A 21,570-nucleotide genomic window follows, 5' to 3' on the forward strand; every position below is an offset into this window, starting at 1 on the left:
CCTCAATACCTTTCGTGCTTGACGCCGCAGGGGTGTTAGCTATTAGCCCGGAAACAGACTTTTCAGATGCTGACAGGCATCTTCGTAACTGCTGCGTTCATACATACCTTGCTGCAAGAAGATTTCCATTTGCGGGTAGAGGGTAATGGCCTTATCCAACAATGGGTCGCTACCGGCGGCATAGGCTCCTACGCTGACCAAATCGCGGTTGCGTTGGAAACTTGCAAGTAACTGTTTAAATTGGCGAACTTTACTGTAGTGATTCTCATCAATCAGTGAGGTCATCGCACGGCTGATAGAAGCTTCGATATCAATAGCGGGATAATGACCGGATTCTGCCAGACGGCGAGATAACACCACATGACCATCGAGAATGGCGCGCGCAGAGTCGGCAATCGGGTCTTGCTGATCATCGCCCTCGGTCAGTACCGTATAAAATGCTGTAATCGAGCCGCCACCAGACACGCCGTTACCCGCGCGTTCAACCAGTGCCGGTAATTTGGCGAATACGGAGGGCGGATAACCTTTGGTTGCCGGGGGTTCGCCGATTGCCAGTGCTATCTCGCGTTGTGCCATGGCGTAGCGCGTCAGAGAGTCCATGATGAGCAACACATGTTGGCCACGGTCGCGGAAATCTTCTGCAATACGGGTGGCATAGGCTGCGCCTTGCATGCGCAGCAACGGCGATACGTCAGCGGGGGCGGCGATAACTACCGAGCGCGCGCGCCCCTCGGTACCTAAAATATTCTCGATAAAATCTTTAACTTCACGGCCACGTTCACCGATAAGCCCAACCACAATGACATCTGCTTGGGTGTAGCGGGCCATCATGCCCAACAAGACACTTTTCCCCACCCCGGACCCGGCGAACAAGCCCATACGCTGACCTCGACCGACCGTCAGCAGGGCATTAATTGTGCGCACGCCAACATCCAAAACCTGTTCAATCGCGGTACGTTGTAATGGATTGATGGGGGGGGTAATCAGGGGAGCCCGATAACCGGTTTCTGGTGCAGGTAAGCCGTCAAGCGGTTTGGCACTGCCATCTAATACACGCCCCAGTAATTCTGGGCCGAGTGGTAATTGTTTACTGGCAGAAGCCCCGCCGGTGGTGATGCGGGCATAAACACGGGCGCCGGGCACAATTCCCTCGACCTCTTCGAGCGGCATCAAGAACAGACGCTGGCCATTAAAACCCACCACTTCACTCTCAACTTCTTGAACTTCGCCGTTATCATGGCGTTCAATGAGGCAGGTTGCGCCGAGGGGAAGTTGCAAACCGGTGGCTTCTAGCACCAAACCTGTGGCGCGCGTCAACCGCCCGTAACGGCGAATGGTGGTTGATTGGCTGATACGTTCTTCGAACTTGTCCATCGATGCGAGCCAGCGGCCAAGGCGAGCGGTCATCATAATTCTCCCGGTGCTGCCAGGCGGCACAGCTCATGCCAGCGTGTTGCCAGGCTGGCATCTAAATCGCCTTCTTCGGCGCTGACTTTGCATCCGCCGGGATGAATTTGACTATCACCCAATAAGCGCCAGCCATGCAAACTCAAAGTCGAGCCTAAGCGCTGTTCCACCACAGCTAAATCATTTGGATTCACCCGTAATTGCGGTTTACCGGCAAACATCGGCTCTTGTTGAATCATTTGCTGGATTTGAGCCAGTAACGCGGTGCCATCGCAAATTGCCGGTTGCCCCAGAATTTGTTTTGCTGCTGCTAAGGCCATTTGCATCAATCGCGAGGCAATCACACTGTCCAGCGCATCAAGGGTATTTTGAAAATCATCGACTAAGGTTTGCCAGTGCGCGGTGATCGGAGCTAACTGTTTCTCAGCATCTGCCAGCGCTTGCTGGTGCCCCTCTTCCAAACCGGTTTGGTAACCTTTATCCAAACCCTCTTGCAACCCTTTGGCAAACCCTTGCTGGCGGCCCTGTTTCTCGGCTTCGAGTTGCAGGTTCATCAGTGTTTGTTGCTGATCACTTTCCGTTAGCGCGGTATCCGCTTTTTGCTCATCAGTAAACAACATACTGATATCCGGCGGCGCGGTGGCAGCAGTAGGTTCTGGTTGGCTGGCAAAGTCATTTAGTGACCAGGGCTGCCAGGGCAGGGCATTAATCCTATCAGACATAGATATCCTCGCCGCCGCCGATGACTATCTCGCCGCTTTCCGCCAAACGACGGACAATCAGCAAGATGGCTTTCTGCTCGTTTTCGACCAGTGACATACGCACTGGCCCACGGGTGGCCAGATCGTCGCGCAGAATTTCTGCCGCACGCAGTGACATATTGCTGAGGAAGCGCTCGCGCAGCGCCTGATCGGCACCTTTCAAGGCAATCAATAGCGATTCGTTGTCGATTTCTTGTAGTAAACGCTGGATGCTGCGGTCGTCGACACTGACCAGATTCTCGAACAGGAACATTTCGTCGATAATTTTCTGTGCCAGCTCGCCGTCGTATTCGCGTACTGCGTCCATAACGGTTTCTTCCTGCTGGCTTTTCATCAGGTTGATAATCTCGGCCGCAGTGCGGATACCGCCCATTTTGCTGCGTTTGAGGTTTTGGCCATCCAGCAAATTGTTCAACACTTCGGTCAATTCCGCCAATGCGGCTGGTTGAACCCCACCGAAGGTCGCAATACGCAGCATGACATCGTTGCGCAGACGCTCGTCGAACAGCGCCAGAATATCGGCCGCTTGAGCGCGCTTCAGGTGAACCAGAATAGTGGCGATAATCTGCGGATGTTCGTCGCGGATCAGGTCGGCCGCCATCTGCGGCTCCATGAAGTTGAGGGTTTCCATGCCGCTGGTGGTTTCGCGTGATTCCAGAATATCTTCTAACAAGCTGGATGCACGTTCTTCGCCCAATGCTTTTATTAGTACCGAGCGTAGATAATCGCTGGCGTTCACACTCAGAGCCGCATATTGCTCGGCATCGTCTTCAAACTCAGCCAATACATCAACCAACTGTTGGTGAGAAACCTGCCGCATACTGGCCATGGTGGTACTGAGCTGTTGCACTTCGCGCGAGGAAAGGTGTTTGAATACCTCTGCGGCATGGTCTTCGCCCAGTGTCATCAGCATGATGGCGCTTTTTTCAGTTCCGGTCAGGCTCATTGGTCATTACTCATCCATTGACGGATAACCAGCGCGACAACACGTGGGTCTTTATCCGCAAGTTCGCGTATACGCTGGGCCTGAACTTCAGCACTCACTCGTTGCTGATTTTTCTTACGCAGGGCCAGCTCTTCTTTAGTTTGTTTCGCTGTTTCAGAAGCTTGTGCGGTCTGTACTATGCTATTGACCGACGCTGTTGCTTTATCCGCTACTTGTTTTTTCTCCATCAGTGGGCGAACCAGTTTGCGCCATAAGATCCACGCGACCAGTAAGATGAGCAAATAGCGACCAATATTAAGCAATTGATCAAAGAACGACTGTTGCTGCCAGAATGGCAGACTGTTACCGGTATCTTCGCCAGTAGCATTAAATGGCGTATTGACCACATTGAGAGTGTCGCCACGGTCAGTAGAGAAGCCCATGGCCTCGCGTGTCAGTGATTCCACCTGCGCTAATTGCTCTTTGCTCAGCGCAATAGGTTTGCCCGCTTTATCCATGCCGTAATTGACGACCACGGCGACGGAGAGGCGCTGCACCATACCTGCTTGTTGCTGGGTGTGGCGGATAGTGCGGTCAACTTCGAAGTTAGTGGTTTGGTCGTGGCGGCTATTACTTGACGTCGCCGTCTGTTTAGCAGCAGTCGTGGTCACCGCCGGGCGGTTCGCTGCATTGGCAGTATTCGTAGCTGCACCGGCACCCGCTGCGGGGGTGGCTGGAGGGACTTCAATTGGTGCAACTGGGGTCACTGATGGTTGATTAGACAATGCCCCCGGAACTCCGCCGACATTGGTGCCGCCCAGTTGTTCGCTGGTACTGACTTGTTGAGAGCGTACTGCTCCTTGGTTGGCGGCCTGATTCGGTTTGTACTCTTCATCGGTCTGTTCACGGCTGGCAAAATCAACTTGTGCGGTGACTTGCGCATGAATATTGCCGCTACCCACCATCGGTGCCAGGATAGTTTCAATGCGGCGCTGGAAACGGTTTTCCACTTCATTAGTAAATTTAAGTTGTGCCGCATTTAAGTCGCGGCCCGCGCTATCAGATTGCGTCAGCAAACGGCCTGTTTGATCCACCACAGTGACACTTGCAGGGGGTAAACCCGCCACACTGCTGGAAACCATGTAGACGATGGCATTGATTTGACCATCATCGAGTGCGCGGCCAGGTTGCAAGGCGAGTGTGACAGAGGCTGTTGGCGATTTTTGCTCACGAACAAATAGCGAAGGTTTCGGTATTGCTAAATGTACCCGGACATTCAGTACCGGGCCAAGTGTGCCGATAGTTCGAGCGAGTTCACCTTCCAGTGCTCGCTGATAGTTGACTTGCTCGCTGAATTGGCTAATGCCAAATTTTTCCTGATCCAGCAATTCAAAACCGACGGCACCACCTTTAGGTAAACCTTGTTGTGCCAGACGCAGACGAGTTTCATGCACTTTATCTGCCGGGATCAACAGCGCTCCGCCAGTATCCGCGAAACGATAGGGAATATTCAGTTGCGTCAATTGCGTGACGATATCACCGCCATCACGATCACTCAGGTTGCTATAAAGGACGCGATAATCTGGACTTTTAGCCCATAACATCAACGCGACAATAATAGCGATGACCGCAGCCGCTGCAATCAACAGTGGGATTTTCGGATTCGCGCGTAGGCGTGCCAGTGTCGTCGTAAAGTTATTCTCACGATTTTCACCGCCAGTTATCGAGGCATTCATACACGTCCTTGGCCAAGCTGAACAACGTTTGAGTTAGTATTTTTTATGTAACTAATGTGTTGGAACAAAACAGACTCCCAAGTGCTGTGAGCGATAAAGCATCAATAGCTGATATCCCCTGTTATACTCGCCATACTTCAAGCCGCATGTGCGTTGGCCACGCTCGTTACTCGGCCCGTCCATGGGCCTCGCCTCTGTGAGGCCGCCGCAGGCAGCGTTCAAATCTGCTCCCGGCAGATTTGTCACCCGAATCACTTACTACAGTAAGCTCATTGGGATTCTCTCCCTTGCCGCCTTCCTGCAACTCAAATTATTTGGACTATATCGGCATGCCATTATTTGCTGTAAGTGGAAATTTGATGGCTCAATAAGCCGGTATTTTTGGGTCTATTTAGCCGCTTTAGCGCAAAAATGATGTGTTAGGGTGTCAACCTGAAAAAAGTAATACCTGCTGGATGGCAAATATCCGCATTAGCGCACCTATTTGCCACGCAGTTATTGGCCTACTGACGCATTTTGGGGATGAGCATGTCTGTTCAAGGTATTGAAGGGGTTTTACAGCAATTGCAAGTGACTGCATTGCAAGCATCGGGTTCAGCAAGAACACTGCCCGCTGAGGCCGGTTTTGCCAGCGAATTAAAAGCGGCTATTGGTAAAATCAGTGATAACCAGCAGACAGCCCGTACTCTGGCGCAGAATTTTGAATTAGGTGTGCCCGGTGTCGGCCTAAATGATGTGATGGTGAATATGCAGAAATCATCTGTCTCTTTGCAGCTCGGTATCCAAGTGCGTAATAAGCTAGTTGCCGCTTATCAAGATGTCATGAATATGGGCGTGTGACGGTTTTTCAGACGGATGAATAAAATAACTTGGGCTTTGAGCAATGAAATGCCAGCCCAAGAGATACTTTTATTATTGTGATAATTGAGTTCGCACCACAGAACAATTTCTCATTCAACATTTATGTAACAATTTAAAGCGATATTTATCCTTTAAATGAATTTATATAGGTGGCTGCTATGAGAAGTTTTTTGATCATATTCTTCGTTTATTTTCCTATTTTTGCCGGTGCTGCTGAACCGCAATCTATCTTGCCCGTCCCTGCCATAATGAAAGTCTCTGAAGCTGTTTGCAGTAATCGGTATGTCACTAAAGAACGAATTACATGCATGAAGTTAGTTGATGTATCCATTCTTAAAGCCTATTGGGTTGGGCAGATGAAAAGTTCCTGTACTTCAAAGTTTGGGGCCCCAAACCCGTCATGCAATAATATTAGATGGCTGGCAAATGCTTTAGACAGAATGGGGGGACAGTATCTTGAGGAATAGAGAAATATATCAATAACCGCTATAAACTGTGTCATACCATCTCTTCATGTGACAATGCCCATAAATACAATGATGCAGTTGTGCCATAAGGCGTGTAGCGGCGGCGATATTGTTCAAAACGTTCTCGCGGTAGCGTTTTGTGGCGATATAAATTCATCATACCGCGGCGGATGGCCAAATCTCCCCAACTGAGAATGTCTGGGCGAGAAAGTGAAGAAATAAGCAACATTTCTGCGGTCCAAATACCCACACCATTAAGATTTGATAGCTGGGAAATAACCTCATTATCGGGTAACTGAGAAATAGCGGATAAATCCAGTGAACCATTGAGTACCGCGTCGGCTGCGCCCTTGATATATCCGGCTTTACGCATGGTCATCCCGCAGCCTTGAATTGCTTCTATAGACGCAGCGGCAACCGTGAGCGGTGTCACTGTACCCAATAATGCCAACAGGCGTGCGTTAACAGTGAGCGCCGCTTTAACTGATATTTGCTGGTCAACGATATTTCTGATTAATGCAGCAAACAAATCCGGTGATAATGGGCGGGCTATCATTCCGAGCCGCTCAATAGCCGCCGCCATCTTTTTGTCCCGCCGCTTAAGATGATTAATCTCTATCTCACCGTAGTTGTAGAACATTCGCTGACTCCAATAAAAACCTCTCAAGATGAGATTTAGCATAGCGTTACTGTTCAGCCATTACTCTCTCTTTCTTGTCTTTTAAACAGTTTCTGCCAGCGAAATATCCTGGTTGCCAAGTTTTTGCAGTAAAGCTGAAATATCAATATTATCTACTTTATCGGCTTGCAGGTAGGTAATGGCGTATTCCTGCCAGATGCCGGATTGTAGGAATAAAATAAACAGTTCTCTATCCAGGTGATTTTCATTCACCATATTTAGCATAATATTCAGTGCTTCGGATAATAACTTTCCTGGTTTATAAGGGCGGTCGGCTGCGGTCAGGGCTTCAAATACATCGGCAATAGCCATCATTCGTACTGGAATACTCATCTGTTTATAAGTGAGTTGGCAAGGATATCCTTTACCGTCCATGCGCTCATGATGCCCACCAGCAATAGCGGCTACATTTGCCATGGTGCGCGGGAAAGGCAGTTTTTTGAGCATCACAATTGTTTGCATAATGTGTTCATTAATTTTATAGCGGTCTTCTTCTGTCAATGTTCCACGCCGAATACTGAGGTTATAAATCTCACCTCGGTTATAAAGCAAAGTCGGTTCTGGTACTTTGAAATCATAATATTCCTTGCGCTTATTGTTACTATCTCGGTAAATGAGATGTTCTTCCTTATCTGCCAGCATCGGTTCTAGCGCGGGTATTGAGGCAACTGGCTGTCGAGCTTTACGCTCGCGTTCTTCGTGAGCAATACCGACATTATCATCTAATGTGCGAGTCCAGTGATACCCGGCAATGTGCTGGATACGCGCTATGGCGTCATCGGACATAAATTCACCGCCGATATTACAGTGCGCGATAAAGTAAAAGTCATCATCCAACTGACGCAATTCAGCCACCAATAATTGTTGTTCAGTGTCATTAGCATTAATCGTGGCATGGCGGCGCAAGAAATCGATCTCTTTTTCGCATTTTAAGACTTCAAACCTCATCCGTATTTCATGGATACGGTCATAAATTAACTCCAGTTTAGTTGATTTATCCACCACAAATTCAGGTGTGGTTATCTTGCCACAGTCATGTAACCAGCATGCTGTATGCAGTTCTTCCCACTCATTCTCAGATAAACTAAAGTTAGCGAAAGGCCCTTCTTTGATATTCACCGCAGCTCTGGCGAGCATTTTGGTTATTTGGGGCACTCGCTGACAGTGCCCACCGGTATAAGCACTTTTGGCATCAATAGCACCCGCAATGAGCTCAATAAATGCATTGAGCAGGTTTTTTTGCTCTTGTAATAACTTCTGAGTTTCTACTGAAACAGATAAACTACCGACCAGTGCATTAACTAATTGAATTTTAGAATGTTCACGCTCTGCATTTAATTGATACGGGGTAAATAGCAATAAAAAACCCAAGAGTTGTTTATCATGAGTTTTCATGGGTACAGCAACAAAACGCAGTGGCAAATAAGGTTGCAGAAAGTCTTGTAATTGACTGAATATATTATTTTCATTTAAAGTTCCAGCAATGGTTTGCCCTGCTAGCACTGGCTGGAAAGTGGCGAAATTATTTTCTTTTATATCTAATGACGCCATTTCTGCCACTGGAATATTTTCGCCATGCCAGCGAAACGCCGTCGGTGTAAATATCCCTCCATCTTTATCGGCAAGAAATATAATCCCACCAGTCATTGCTGCAATTTCTGTCGTTTCACTTAATAACCCCTGCATTTGTCGGAAGAAGCTGTTTTCTGCCGTCAACATATTGCCCATTGAAATGAATTGCTTCAGTGTTGATTTCATTTTTGACATTGATTTGTGCAACTCATCGACTTCTTCAATCATGGATTGCTCTGATTGGCCTTCTTCGAAGTATAAGTTGCTTATAGCGTCAGCATCTTTGCGAAGACGAATCAGTGGATTGGATATTTTGCGTGAGAAATACCAAACAAGAGGTAAGCTGAGTAACAGTAGGATAAATGCAATAAAGGTTGAATAATGACGAATTGAATTCGCATCAGCAGTAAGGTAGCTTGCCGGAGTAGCAATGACCAACTGATATTTATTTCCGCTATTATTAATGTCGACAATTGAGCCGTACCAACGCTTATCTTGTGCATCAAAAATGATACTGCGGCTATTATCAATATTGTACTCAGCGCTATTCTCTTGGGTGTTTAGCAATGTTTGTAATACCGAAATCTGTTTGTCCGCATCCATTGGGTTTGCTGTGTTTTCTTGCGGATTAGGTAGGCTCGCGATAATTTCACCACGAGAATTTATAATAATGGCTTGGCTACCCAGAGGTAGATTTTGTCTTATTAAAAATTGTGATAATGAGGCTAGGGAAACATCTAACCCAATAATTGACTGATTATTTTCAGATCGGCGACTATAGGTAAAACCAGTTTCACCAGTACCTTTGAAAATATAAATAGGGGAGGTGACCAAGTTGGGGCTTGCCGAGGCCAGAATAAACCAATCTCGCCTCCTGGGATCATAGTTATCATTATCGCGTGGCATTACAGCAATGGGCTGCAGTTTCTCATTCAGATAAATAAAACGTTTCTCCGGTAAGCTATCGAGAAAACGATTACTTTGAATCATCCACTCAGCACCTTCTGGCGCATGAAATAATGTACGATTAGCCTCTGTTAGGCGACGTAGCATAAATAAATCACCATTAGGATAAGCGCTATACACAGCACTGGCGTAGTCATTCTGTTTCAGAACTTCAACAAATTTACTCACAAAAGCCATCCGCTGTTCAAGTGTCGATAATTCTGTGATTTGCATACTGGCGAGGAGGTTAACGGACATCATCATTGGTCGTGTTATCGCATCTAATTCTGCCGCAATAGCCTCCCCTGTTTTTTGATATTGGCTATTGGTGCTAATTTCAGTCAGTTTAGTCAGTTGGCTATAACCAAAAATAATGATCACAGTACCAATTGAGATAATCAGCAGAGTGAAAAAGGCTGCAATCTGAATATGCAAAGGATAGCGTTTTTTTAGTTTGAACAGGTTACTGGGCATCATGTCCATCCTGATAGTTTATTATTTAATCAATCTTAATCATAGAATGCACCTGTCTAACTAGCATATTCTTATTTTTTTCAGTAAGTTATGTCTAATCGCATGATTGTAAAGATTTTTATTGATATCAATCCAATATTATTGGAAGAAAAATCTAGTGATGGTATTAAAAAATAAGGTTTTAACGTGTGGAATATCTAAAAGCAGTATTTAGCAGTCAGGATGATTATCGATAAAAGATGTGGATACCTAAATACGGATGTAGGCGTTGATAGTGGGCACACAGGCAATTTGAAGTATGATGTGTGTTAGGCCCTAAATCAGGTTTAAATAATGATGATAATTGACTTCTGGTGGGTCGTTATTGGGAGGTTGTAAACGATGATGCCCACGTATGGCTGTAGGAGCAAATCCAAAACGCTTGCGAAAACGTTCGGCAAAACGTGATGCGCTCTCGTAACCTACCTGATTAGCAATCAATGAAATTGGCCAGTCGGTACCTTGTAACAAACGTAGAGCACTGGTCATGCGCACATCAATCATCAAATCCCGTAAGAGTATATTTTCGGCCGCTAATTTTCGCCGTAATACCACTTCACTCATTGCCATATGATCGGCAACTGCAGCCGCTGACCATATTTTGTGTGGGTCAAGTGCCAGACAACGGCGCACTCTCTCACTTAATGACCTGTCATCGTTTAATCTAAATTTAACACCACATTGTGCTAACCAAAGTAACAATTCCAGCATGCGGTGCCTGATGATCGCCGGGGGAATATCACCTATATCGGATATTGCTTTAAATGTACTCCCGAATGTATTCATAAATTCCGGTGCTAAATTACGCACCGGCATAACTCCAGGAATAACGCTAAGGCCAGTTGATGCGGGATGATTAGCAAAGGTCGCTATCAAATGCGGGTCACAACGCAGTTGGTGACTAAAAAATAACCCATCGTCAGATAAGCCATTAACAATATCAATTGTCTGGCCGCTACTGATGGCAACTATTTCACCTGCTCGGATAGTGCATTCCTGATTATCCCAGCGAATAATTTTATGCCCACGGTTAACCATAATGAGCAAAGGTTGCTCAATATAGACGGAGGTGAGCAGTAGCTCTGTGTGTTGAATAATATGTGCAGAGCTACCCACTCCAGGGCAAAAATTAATTATACGTTCCATCGACATTCATTTCACAATTTTAGCCTGAGAATATCTTTACGCTTTGAATAGCTGGCTGGCAACTTATTTTAATAGAAAAATGACAATAACCGACTATCTTAGCGAAAAGCATTAGGAGTGAGAGTGATAGCCAGTTAGATATGAGTAATTGTTACTATTAATATAATTCCATGTTAAAAATAATGACATTAAAAATCTATTGTCATGTTAATAATTTCAAATTTATCTTATTGCTCAGTAATTCATCGAAATTTTATGATTTTATGAATTGAATATTACTGAGTTTCACCTAACAATAATGCATGGTCAGGAAACTGACCATAAGTATTATTCACCGCCTGTTGCTTTGTTGACTGGCCAACCAACTCACTTAATGCATCAAGACGCAATTGTAATAGACGCTTAATCTCAATTTCATTATCCAAAATAGCACGAAGCTTTTCTCGTAATAACTCTTGCAGTGCTAGCGATGAGCATGAAGAAATAGTGACATGGGCGGTGCTTTCAACTGCTTTAAGATAAATCATTTCTAGATCAACCAGCGCATCCCAATTACCCTCGGTCGCCAGCACTAACATTTGCTCACTGAGGGTCAGGATTTGTTGATAATCGGACAAAAGGTGCTGGTGACGTTCCATTTAATGGGGTCCTAATCTGGTTGATAATTGGGGCCGATCTGCCGCCAGGCATCCGCAATATTTTCGAGCAAAGCGAGCACTTCAGTAATAGCCTGTTCGTCATTATGTAAGTTGGCATGCAGCAAGCGCCGTGTCATATAGTCATACAAGGCTGATAAGTTTTCGGCCAGCTCACCACCTTTCTCCATATCCAGTCCCGCACTTAGCCCATTATCAATGATATTAATAGCTTTGGATAATGCAGCGCCTTTGGCTGGTATATCTCCCTGATTCATCAAGATGCGGGCGCGAACCAGGGCGCTTTGCGCCCCGTCGAACAGCATCACGATCAATTGATGAGGGCTTGCACTCATTACACCACTTTCCATGCCTACTTGAGTATAAGCTTGAACCCCTGATCGATTGTACATGTCCTATCCCTTATGAAGAAAATTGCTGAGTTAAGAAATTACCGGTATTGGTTAATGAACTCACCAATTTATCTAATTGGGTAAATTGTGCTTTATATCGCTCAATGGTGGCGTTAATACTATCAGTGGTCGATGTAACCTGTTTTTCTAATGATTTCAGCGATTTGTCTATACCATCTGTGGCTGTTTTTAATGAGCCTTTAGTGGTATCTAGCGCGGTGTTTAACAGGTTATCTATTTGAGTGGCGAAACCTGTAGTTTTACCGTCGCCGACAAAAAATGCGGTCACACTATTAGGTTGGTCAGTCAACGCCTTATCAAGCTTTTTGGAGTCGATGACTAATTTTCCATCAAGGTCTTGAGTGATACCCATTGCAGCCAGGGTTTTTACATCCCCCCCTTGTGCTGAGGCCAACTGACTTTTTAGCTGTGTCTGAATACTACGCAATGTCCCATCGCCAACTAATGCGCCATTGCTGGTTGATTGATCTTTACCTGGTTCAACAGCGGTATATTTAGTTAAAGAGGCAAATGTCGTTTGTAGTGAGTTATAGGAATCAACAAATGTTTGAATCGCGGCTTTGGTTGCCGTGGAGTCACGAGTAATTGTCAGTTGTTCAGGTTCATCTTTCTTGGTTACCGCTTTTAAGGTCAGCGTTACCCCTTGTGGAGCATCGGTAATGGTGTTGCTTTGACGGGTAATAGCCACGCCATTAACCGTCAGTGCGGCATCTTCTGCTTTCACTTTTTGTGTCATTGCACCGCTGCCACCGGTACTGCCAGGCGTATAATTCAGGAAATTATTTAAGGTGTCATCACCACTGACACTGACGGTCATTTCTGATTTGGTACCCGTTTCCTTTGAGGTGAGTGCCAGATAATAAGTGTCATCATCCGCTTTCATAATGCTGGCAGTAACGCTACCTTCTTGTTTATTAATCGCATCACGAATGCCGGTCAAAGAAGTCTGCTCACTGGCCAACTTAACTTCCAATGGCTTAGTTTGACCCGGCTGTTTTATCGTAATGGTACGACTGTCGTTACTATTGCCCAGTTTATCTGTTGTGTTTGGCACCTCACCAGAAAGCAGTGATTGCGCTTTAGCCAAATTGGTTACTTCGACAGTGTAACTTCCGGCTGTTGCGCCGCTACCGGTGGTCGCTGCGAATGCAGTGTTGGTGCTGGTGACAGAAGTCGTGGCTAGCGTATCTGCTTTTTTTAGGGCCGCTGATGCAGTTTCTAATTTAGCTAATGCGCTCTGTAATACACCATAGGCGGTGAGTTTACCTTTATAACTGGTCTGCTGGTTAGTTAGCGGAGTTAAGCGAGTTTGCTCCGATGCACTTAACTTATCCAATAAAGTGCCTAGCTCCATATTTGAACCGATACCCAGCGAACTGATACTTGCCATTTCTAATCCTTAATATTCAAGTGTCGTTACAGGGGTTATCGGCCAGAGAGACAAAAAGTTTACACATAAAATAGAATTTATGATGGGCAGAATAACAGGGGATACTAGGGCGTTATTTGCCCCATTGAGTAGAGTGTCAATTAAAGAATAGATTATTAATCAATTTCAGAAAATTTTAAAATTATTTACCGGAATGTCTAAAGGTTCCTTAAAGAACGCCGATACAAGTTGGGACGGTGATGAAGCCGTGGGCAGTAAGCCCAAACCATAACCCAACAGCATTTAAGGAATATCACTATGGCGGTAATTAACACTAACACCCTGTCTCTGACGACTCAGAACAACATGAATAAATCACAGTCTTCTTTAGGCACCGCCATTGAGCGTTTGTCTTCTGGTCTGCGTATCAACAGTGCAAAAGACGATGCAGCGGGTCAGGCCATCGCTAACCGCTTCACCTCTAATATCAAAGGCTTGACTCAGGCTTCTCGTAACGCAAACGACGGTATCTCTCTGGCGCAAACCACTGAAGGTGCGTTGGGCGAAATCAACAACAACTTACAACGTGTTCGTGAGCTGAGTGTTCAGGCTGCAACCGGTTCTAACTCATCTTCTGACCTGAAATCAATCCAGGACGAAATTCAACAACGTCTGGACGAAATCGACCGCGTATCTGACCAAACTCAGTTCAACGGCGTGAAAGTTCTGGCTGGCAACAGCAGCATGAAAGTTCAGGTTGGCGCTAACGATGGCGAAACTATCAGCATCAATCTGGAAAAAATTGACTCAAAAAGCCTGGGCCTGCAAGGCTTCAACGTTGATGGTGCTAAACAAGCCTCTGTTGATGATTTGACTTCTCAGTTCAAAGCCACTGGTAGCACTAACTATAATGTTGGTACTCCTGCAGTAGCCTATAAAGTAGATATTAACTCTGGTGCCGTGACTAATGGCGCTGGCGCAGCACAATATATTGATGCAGGTACTGGTGCATTCTCCGCTACAGCAACGACTCCTAACACTGCATCTACGGTTTATACCGCGACGGCAAAAGCAGGCACTGAAGCTACTTCTATTGCAGCTGCGTCTGTGGGTAAAGCCGTTGGTGATAAATTCACCGCTGAAGGCATGGAATTCACTGTTAAAACAGCTGCTGATGCAAATGGTAACGGTGTATACAGTGCAACTGTTGATGGTAAAAGTGTTGATTTCACAACATCAGCTAGTACTGCGGCTACCGGTACCGCTGCTGAAGTGAAAACTTCTAGCGCTTTGTTCTCCTCTGTTGTTGGTGGCGGTTTAACCACCAAAGCGACTGAAAATAACCGCGCTGCAACTTTAGCTGACTTGGATTTAAAAGGCGCGACTAAAACCGGCAGCACCCTGACTGTTAACGGCACCGCGTACACTGCTAACGCCAAAGGTGATGAAATCACTAACGCTGCTGGCAAGACTATGTACATGTCCCGCACCGCTAACGGCAACGTGACTCTGATCAACGAAGATGCTGCTGCATCTGAGAAATCAACCGAGAACCAACTGGCGACTGTTGATAAAGCGCTGGCACAAGTTGATGCACTGCGTAGTGGCTTGGGTGCGGTACAAAACCGTTTCGACTCAGCCATTACCAACCTGGGTAACACCATCAATAACCTGACTTCAGCACGTAGCCGCATCCAGGATGCTGATTACTCTACTGAAGTATCTAACATGAGCCGTGCGAACATACTGCAACAAGCAGGGACTTCTGTACTGGCTCAGGCCAATCAGGTTCCACAAACTGTATTGTCTCTGCTGCGTTAATTCCTCAGAAACACTGCATTATTCAGCCCCGCCTTTTCGGCGGGGTTTTTATATCGCGATAGGAATTTTACGCTAAGGAAATAATCGACAGGGTTATTTCCTTAGAATATAAGTTCAAATCTGGCGCTAATTATTTATTTTTAGGGATTTTTTGCCGCTATTTAGCGCTCTTTATTTGCAATCCTTGCAATGGGTTAACAGTAAAAGTCATGGGCATAAGTCAAATAGCCGCCTTTTTGTAGGCCTATTCAGGCGATTGGCTGGCTGACCGGACAGGATAATGGTACGACTCTCTTACCCTTAGGTGCCTGTCTAGTGAGTGATCTGTATACCGCCGAAGGCGTGATGGACAAGAATTCCCTCTGGCAACGCTATGTTCCTCTGGTTCGCCATGAAGCATTGCGCTTGCAGGTGCGCCTGCCCGCCAGTGTGGAATTGGATGATTTGTTGCAGGCTGGGGGGATTGGTCTGCTGAATGCTGTTGAGCGTTATGACGCTTTACAAGGAACCGCATTTACCACTTATGCGGTACAGCGCATACGTGGCGCGATGTTGGATGAACTGCGCAGCCGAGATTGGGCACCGCGCAGTGTGCGGCGCAATGCGCGCGAAGTCGCCAGTGCCATGCAAAAGGTGGAGCAGCGGCTCGGGCGTCCAGCGACTGAGCAGGAAGTCGCACAACTCCTTGATATCGATTTGGCGGAGTACCGTCAGATCTTGTTGGATACCAACAACAGCCAGCTTTTTTCCTATGACGAATGGCGGGAAGAACAGGGTGAAAGTGTCGAGCCGATGCTGGAAGGGCATGAGGATGCCAACCCGCTACAACATTTATTGGAAGGAAATCTGCGCCAACGTGTTATTGAAGCGATCGAGGCCCTGCCGGAACGTGAAAAAATGGTGTTGACGCTGTATTACCAGGAAGAACTGAACCTGAAAGAAATCGGAGCCGTGCTGGAAGTGGGGGAATCCCGCGTCAGCCAGCTTCATAGCCAGGCGATAAAACGCTTACGCAGCCGCCTGAATAACGACTCTTAATTCATTTTCGCTCAGTGACATCACAGTGTTTAACTTTATTAATGCAGGTCTTCTTATGCCAGGACTTCAGTTAAAAAAGCGGCCGCTGAGCCGTTATTTAAAAGATTATAAGCACGGTCAAACTCATTGTTCACATTGTCATAAACAGCTTGATCGTATGGCGTTGGTTTTTCGCGGACAAATTATCAATAAAGAAGCCATTGCCGGAATGGATCAACCGATTGATGATCAAGTCTGGTTAAAGCTTCAGCATGAATTAACCGCGTTATGCCGTTTTTGCAGTGAGATATATTGCAATAGCACACCGGGTTATTTCGATATTATGGCGTTCAAACAGTATTTATTTGAACAAACTGAAATGAGCCATAGCACTGTGCGCGAATATGTTGTGCGTCTACGTCGCTTAGATGAAATGCTGGTTGCAAGAAATTATCCAGCAGAAACATTTACCAGAGAAACATGCGCCAGTGAAACTCTTCATCAAAGTATTATTGATGAACTGCCAAATGCCGCACATAACAATTACCGTATTGCTTTGCGTAAATATGGTCAATATTTAGCATGGCAAAAAAGCTACTAAGGCTAATGACGGGTTGACCTTAGTTGAGAAAACTCGGTGTTTTTACCGAGACTACCGCTAATATAACGTAAAATTATTAAATCAATATTTTCAGTGATTCCGCGCCCAGCAAGGTTTTCCTTGACTGGGCGTTTTATTATCTAATGCATTCCCCTGCATTATTGTTCTCCGGCATCTATAATAAAAATAAGTGATTATTACGATTACTTCTGATAAATCTATATTTCCATTTTGTACTTGAAGTAGCAGGGTTAGCAGCACCCACTTACCCGAGTCACTGGCTTAAATCAGTTCATTGGGGTTCGCATACTGTTGATCTTTAACGCCAATTGCTTTGGGTCAGAGTTAAAATAACTTGATTAATTTCTTGGGGGGCCTGTGACGCTTCAACACAAATTGGCGCAATTTCCGCGTTTGGATCTGGTCGGTAATGCCACGCCGTTGGAAAAACTATCGCGACTCTCCGATTATCTGGGACGTGAAATTTATATCAAACGTGATGATGTCACGCCGCTGGCGCTTGGGGGCAATAAGCTGCGTAAATTGGAGTTTTTAGCGGCGGATGCACTGAGGCAGGGCGCTGATACACTGATTACCGCTGGCGCTATCCAATCTAACCATGTGCGGCAAACGGCGGCGGTTGCTGCAAAATTGGGATTACATTGTGTTGCATTACTTGAGAATCCTATCGGTACCTCGCAGGAAAACTATCTGACCAATGGCAATCGATTGCTGCTGGATTTGTTTAATGTTGATGTGGTGATGTGTGATGGATTACATGATCCAAACCAACAATTGGCTGAGTTGGCAACCCGTATCGAGGCTCAGGGTTTTCGTCCATATGTTGTGCCAGTCGGGGGATCTAATGCTCTAGGTGCCTTGGGATATGTGCAATGCGCATTGGAAATTGCGGCTCAGTCGGCCGGGAATGTCACCTTTAGTTCGGTGGTTGTAGCTTCCGGTAGCGCGGGTACCCATGCAGGGCTGGCCGTGGGTTTACAGCAACTGTTACCCCAAGCAGAACTGATTGGCGTCACTGTCTCGCGTAAAGCACAAGAACAGCGCCCGAAAGTGACAGATATCCAGAAAACACTCGCCGAATCTCTTGGGTTCACTGACGCGTTGGCAGACATTACCCTGTGGGATGATTATTTCGCACCGCAATATGGCATGCCCAACGAAGAAGGGCTGGCGGCAATTGGGCTGTTGGCAAGGCAGGAGGGGATATTGTTGGATCCGGTTTATACCGGTAAGGCGATGGCTGGTTTACTGGATGGCCTCGAGCAGAACAAGTTTCGCGATGATGGCCCGATTTTGTTTATTCATACCGGCGGTGCACCTGCGCTATTTGCTTATCATCCGCAGGTGTAGTCTTTGGTTATTGCTTATTCCATTTATAGCTATCGTTATTAGTTTATATTCCTTTAATCCATTAAAAACACTGATAAAGTGTTGAATATCAAAAATAAACATGACAGTTGGAGTATGTATGGGCTTTTCAATTGTACGTCGTCGGATGGTCTTGGGTATGGTGGCAGTTGCGCTGGCAACAGGCCTGAATGTGAAATCTTACGCTGCGGGTGACCTGTTAGATCAGGTTAAGGATCGAGGAACTCTGATTGTCGGGTTGGAAGGAACTTATCCACCGTTTAGTTTCCAAGGTGAAGACGGCAAGCTTACGGGTTTTGAAGTGGATTTCGCCAATGCTCTGGCGCAGCATATGGGCGTCAAAGCAAAAATCACCCCGACCAAATGGGATGGTATGTTGGCCTCATTGGAATCTAAGCGTATTGATGTGGCGATTAACCAAGTTACCATTTCAGATGAGCGCAAGAAAAAATACGATTTCTCAACGCCTTATACAGTTTCGGGTATTCAGGTTCTGACCAAAAAAGGTAATGAAGGCAATTTCAACAAGCCTGAAGATCTGGTCGGCAAAAAAGTGGGTGTCGGGTTGGGCAGTAACTATGAGCAATGGTTACGTGAGAATCTAAAAGATGTTGATATTCGTACCTATGATGATGACCCAACTAAGTATCAAGATCTTCGTGTAGGTCGTACAGATGCTATTTTAGTTGACCGTTTAGCGGCATTGGATTTGGTGAAGAAAACCAATAACACTTTAGCGGCTGCAGGCCCGGCATTTGCCCGTCAGGAATCTGGTATAGCTTTGCGTAAGAACAACCCTGAGTTGTTAGCGGCTATCAACAAAGCCATTGCTGAAATGCAAGAAGACGGCACTTTGGCCAAGATTTCCGAAAAATATTTTGGCGCGGATGTCACTAAATAATGCAAGAAAGTATTCAATTGGTGCTGGATTCAGCACCATTTTTATTGAAAGGTGCTTGGTTTACCCTCCAGCTTAGTCTGGGGGGGATGTTCTTTGGTCTGGCATTAGGTTTTATGTTAGCCATGATGCGGTTATCTCGCTTCTTGCCCCTTTCACTTCTCTCTCGCTTTTACGTCTCCATTTTCCGTGGTACCCCATTAATTGCCCAACTGTTTATGATTTATTACGGTTTACCGCAATTTGGGATTGAGCTGGATCCTATGCCTGCCGCCTTGATTGGCTTATCACTCAATACCGCAGCTTATACATCAGAGACATTGCGAGCCGCTATTTCATCCATTGAGAAAGGGCAGTGGGAAGCCGCCGCCAGTATCGGGATGACGCGGTGGCAAACCCTCTATCGGGTGATATTACCGCAAGCTGGCCGTACTGCTTTGCCCCCGTTGGGTAACAGCTTTATCGGTTTAGTCAAAGACACTTCTCTGGCCGCGACTATCCAGGTTCCCGAACTTTTCCGACAAGCGCAATTGGTGACCTCCCGCACCTTGGAAGTTTTCACTATGTATCTGGCGGCCTCGCTGATTTATTGGATCATGGCAACAGTGTTGTCAGCATTACAAAATCGCTTGGAAGCGCATGTTAATCGTCAGGATCAGGAGTAACCATGAGTACCATCGACGTTAAAAAACTGACCAAACAGTTTAAAGGTCAACAGGTGCTGCACGGTATCTCACTTGAAGTGAATAGCGGTGAAGTGGTTGCGATCATTGGCCCGAGCGGCTCCGGTAAGACGACTCTGTTGCGTAGCATCAATCTGCTTGAGATCCCTGACTCTGGAATTATTCGCGTCGGTGATATAGAGATTGATGGCAGTATCCCTATTAGCAAGCAGCAGCGGCAAGTTCGGGCATTGCGGCAGAAAGTCGGGTTTGTCTTCCAGAGCTTCAATTTGTTTCCGCATCGTTCGGTGCTGGAAAATATTATTGAAGGGCCGGTTATCGTCAAAGGCGAAAAACGAGCAGAGGCTGAAAAACGTGCGCGTGAGTTGCTGGCAAAAGTTGGATTAAGTGGCAAGGAAGACGCCTATCCTCGCCGCTTATCCGGCGGGCAGCAACAACGAGTAGCTATAGCACGAGCACTGGCGATGCAACCTCAGGTTATTCTGTTTGATGAACCGACATCTGCATTGGACCCGGAGCTGGTGGGCGAAGTATTAGGCACTATTCGCGCACTGGCAGAAGAAAAGCGGACGATGGTTATCGTCACTCATGAAATGAGTTTTGCTCGTGATGTGGCGGACCGCGTTATCTTTATGGACCACGGGCGCATTGTTGAACAAGGGCCAGCAAAAGAGCTGTTTGCTCATCCACAGCATGAACGTACGCGGCAGTTCCTTGATAAATTTTTGAATAATCGCTGATTAACCTGATTTCCAGCGAGACATGCCAAGTCATTGTGGGGGCAATCATCTAGCCCCCGTTTTGGTGATAGTTTTATTGATAATGGTTTTATTGGCAAGAATTCTAAAGGAAGGCCTCGAGTTTAAGGCGATAAGCTGTTGTTTTAACTTCTTTCATCCGCCCATGGCCCGGTAACACTTTTTGTTCAACAGTGACCAACCCGGCTTTTTTCAGAATAGCCACATCACGAGTGACGGCACTACGATCCCTTTTTAGGCGAGTAGAGAGGGAGGTGATAGAACCCGGATACATTTTCACTGTTCGTAGCAGAACAATCCGTGCGGCACTTAATACCCGCACCATCTCTAGCGGGTCTTCGAACGTAATGGTGTGCTCTTCCGGTAATGTTTGCCCCGCATCGGCGAGAGTAGCGAGTTTTTTGCCTCGTTTAAAAAAATCATCTTCCGTTGCTGTTTTGATGACTAGCTTGTCCATTAACTTCTCCTTAGTGAAGTCCAATCCTTTTGAAAGCAATCTTCTATCTGTTCAAAGCTGACAAAATCAACTGATTCAATTGCGCCCAAGTAATGGCGGTGATGAAAACCATGGGCATTGTCATAACCGATGACCCGACCATTATCACCTTGCGATAGACAGTGATTAATATAAGCCAAATTATAACGGGTGATGGTACCGAAACGGTCAACCCATATTTCACGGCGCAATTGACCATTTCCCCGTCGGCTAGCAATTTGATGCGTTTCATTGATAATTTTTTTATCAGCCATGAATATAATTATCACCTCTGAATGTTGTTGTACACAATATATTCACTAAGAAGAAAGCTAAGCGCATGTACCGCCCAGCGGTTTGTTTTAATTAATAATGGGTTAGACTCACTTAAGGACACAAGGGCGCTAGTTCAATGATGCAGGATATGACTGGAGAAAAAGAAGATGCTTGCAGTTTTGCACCCCGAATTGCGGGGACT

The 21,570-nt window shown here is 46.2% G+C and carries 20 protein-coding genes; 8 read left to right on the forward strand and 12 right to left on the reverse strand.

What is annotated here, in order from left to right:
- Positions 1–42 precede the first annotated feature (42 nt).
- Genes fliI through fliF form a run of 4 tightly spaced genes read right to left on the reverse strand, consistent with a single transcriptional unit; the run spans position 43 to position 4,829 of the window.
- Positions 43–1,407, reverse strand: coding sequence for a flagellar protein export ATPase FliI (gene fliI, locus DXZ79_RS08710; protein ID WP_038639588.1), 1,365 nt, complete (start codon positions 1,405–1,407; stop codon positions 43–45).
- Entirely contained in the window at positions 1,407–2,129 is a 723-nt protein-coding gene (gene fliH / locus DXZ79_RS08715; protein WP_038633726.1) for a flagellar assembly protein FliH, read from the reverse strand. Before fliH ends, fliI begins: the two co-directional genes overlap by 1 nt.
- A complete protein-coding gene (gene fliG / locus DXZ79_RS08720; protein WP_038633724.1) occupies positions 2,122–3,114 on the reverse strand; it encodes a flagellar motor switch protein FliG in 993 nt (330 codons plus the stop codon). The genes fliH and fliG overlap by 8 nt, the downstream gene beginning before the upstream one ends.
- A complete protein-coding gene (fliF, locus tag DXZ79_RS08725; RefSeq protein WP_038633719.1) occupies positions 3,111–4,829 on the reverse strand; it encodes a flagellar basal-body MS-ring/collar protein FliF in 1,719 nt (572 codons plus the stop codon). The genes fliG and fliF overlap by 4 nt, the downstream gene beginning before the upstream one ends.
- A gap of 528 nt (positions 4,830–5,357) precedes the next feature.
- Here fliF and fliE point away from each other — a divergent pair.
- Positions 5,358–5,669 carry a flagellar hook-basal body complex protein FliE gene (gene fliE / locus DXZ79_RS08735; RefSeq protein ID WP_038633717.1) on the forward strand — a complete coding sequence of 104 codons (312 nt, stop codon included), beginning with the start codon at positions 5,358–5,360 and terminating at the stop codon, positions 5,667–5,669.
- Between the two features lie 519 nt (positions 5,670–6,188).
- Here fliE and DXZ79_RS08745 read toward each other — a convergent pair.
- The 6 genes from DXZ79_RS08745 to fliD form a co-directional block, all read right to left on the reverse strand.
- Positions 6,189–6,797 carry a DNA-3-methyladenine glycosylase family protein gene (locus DXZ79_RS08745; RefSeq protein WP_038633712.1) on the reverse strand — a complete coding sequence of 203 codons (609 nt, stop codon included), beginning with the start codon at positions 6,795–6,797 and terminating at the stop codon, positions 6,189–6,191.
- An 81-nt stretch (positions 6,798–6,878) separates the two neighbouring features.
- Positions 6,879–9,827, reverse strand: coding sequence for an HD domain-containing phosphohydrolase (locus tag DXZ79_RS08750; protein WP_120011211.1), 2,949 nt, complete (start codon positions 9,825–9,827; stop codon positions 6,879–6,881).
- Positions 9,828–10,142: 315 nt separating this feature from the next.
- On the reverse strand, positions 10,143–11,012 hold the full coding sequence (locus DXZ79_RS08755; protein ID WP_038633708.1) for a helix-turn-helix transcriptional regulator: 870 nt from the start codon (positions 11,010–11,012) through the stop codon (positions 10,143–10,145).
- Between the two features lie 275 nt (positions 11,013–11,287).
- Complete coding sequence (fliT, locus tag DXZ79_RS08760) at positions 11,288–11,650, reverse strand: flagella biosynthesis regulatory protein FliT (RefSeq protein ID WP_038633706.1); 363 nt, start codon at positions 11,648–11,650, stop codon at positions 11,288–11,290.
- 11 nt (positions 11,651–11,661) lie between these two features.
- Complete coding sequence (gene fliS, locus DXZ79_RS08765; RefSeq protein ID WP_038633704.1) at positions 11,662–12,060, reverse strand: flagellar export chaperone FliS; 399 nt, start codon at positions 12,058–12,060, stop codon at positions 11,662–11,664.
- A gap of 10 nt (positions 12,061–12,070) precedes the next feature.
- Positions 12,071–13,471 carry a flagellar filament capping protein FliD gene (gene fliD, locus DXZ79_RS08770; RefSeq protein ID WP_120011212.1) on the reverse strand — a complete coding sequence of 467 codons (1,401 nt, stop codon included), beginning with the start codon at positions 13,469–13,471 and terminating at the stop codon, positions 12,071–12,073.
- Between the two features lie 297 nt (positions 13,472–13,768).
- Between fliD and DXZ79_RS08775 the strand changes: the two genes are divergently transcribed.
- The 7 genes from DXZ79_RS08775 to tcyN all read left to right on the forward strand — a co-directional run bounded on the left by DXZ79_RS08775 (position 13,769) and on the right by tcyN (position 20,599).
- Positions 13,769–15,271 carry a flagellin N-terminal helical domain-containing protein gene (locus tag DXZ79_RS08775; protein ID WP_120011213.1) on the forward strand — a complete coding sequence of 501 codons (1,503 nt, stop codon included), beginning with the start codon at positions 13,769–13,771 and terminating at the stop codon, positions 15,269–15,271.
- 315 nt (positions 15,272–15,586) lie between these two features.
- Positions 15,587–16,309 carry an RNA polymerase sigma factor FliA gene (locus tag DXZ79_RS08780; RefSeq protein ID WP_038633699.1) on the forward strand — a complete coding sequence of 241 codons (723 nt, stop codon included), beginning with the start codon at positions 15,587–15,589 and terminating at the stop codon, positions 16,307–16,309.
- A gap of 55 nt (positions 16,310–16,364) precedes the next feature.
- Entirely contained in the window at positions 16,365–16,889 is a 525-nt protein-coding gene (gene fliZ, locus DXZ79_RS08785; protein WP_038633696.1) for a flagella biosynthesis regulatory protein FliZ, read from the forward strand.
- Between the two features lie 378 nt (positions 16,890–17,267).
- Positions 17,268–18,260, forward strand: coding sequence for a D-cysteine desulfhydrase (locus tag DXZ79_RS08790; RefSeq protein WP_038633694.1), 993 nt, complete (start codon positions 17,268–17,270; stop codon positions 18,258–18,260).
- A gap of 118 nt (positions 18,261–18,378) precedes the next feature.
- Complete coding sequence (gene tcyJ / locus DXZ79_RS08795; RefSeq protein ID WP_038633692.1) at positions 18,379–19,179, forward strand: cystine ABC transporter substrate-binding protein; 801 nt, start codon at positions 18,379–18,381, stop codon at positions 19,177–19,179.
- A complete protein-coding gene (gene tcyL, locus DXZ79_RS08800) occupies positions 19,179–19,841 on the forward strand; it encodes a cystine ABC transporter permease (protein ID WP_032820934.1) in 663 nt (220 codons plus the stop codon). The genes tcyJ and tcyL overlap by 1 nt, the downstream gene beginning before the upstream one ends.
- A gap of 2 nt (positions 19,842–19,843) precedes the next feature.
- Positions 19,844–20,599 carry an L-cystine ABC transporter ATP-binding protein TcyN gene (gene tcyN, locus DXZ79_RS08805; RefSeq protein ID WP_038633689.1) on the forward strand — a complete coding sequence of 252 codons (756 nt, stop codon included), beginning with the start codon at positions 19,844–19,846 and terminating at the stop codon, positions 20,597–20,599.
- A gap of 103 nt (positions 20,600–20,702) precedes the next feature.
- Here tcyN and DXZ79_RS08810 read toward each other — a convergent pair whose 3' ends face one another.
- Together DXZ79_RS08810 and DXZ79_RS08815 are read right to left on the reverse strand one after the other, a co-directional pair.
- A complete protein-coding gene (locus DXZ79_RS08810; RefSeq protein ID WP_038633687.1) occupies positions 20,703–21,074 on the reverse strand; it encodes an HVO_A0114 family putative DNA-binding protein in 372 nt (123 codons plus the stop codon).
- The gene (locus DXZ79_RS08815; RefSeq protein ID WP_038633685.1) at positions 21,074–21,367 is read right to left on the reverse strand and encodes a toxin-antitoxin system TumE family protein; all 294 of its coding nucleotides are present in this window, start codon (positions 21,365–21,367) and stop codon (positions 21,074–21,076) included. The genes DXZ79_RS08810 and DXZ79_RS08815 overlap by 1 nt, the downstream gene beginning before the upstream one ends.
- Positions 21,368–21,570 lie beyond the last annotated feature (203 nt).

The sequence above is a fragment of the Yersinia rochesterensis genome (genome assembly GCF_003600645.1).
In the GTDB taxonomy this organism is placed as follows: Bacteria; Pseudomonadota; Gammaproteobacteria; order Enterobacterales; family Enterobacteriaceae; genus Yersinia; species Yersinia rochesterensis.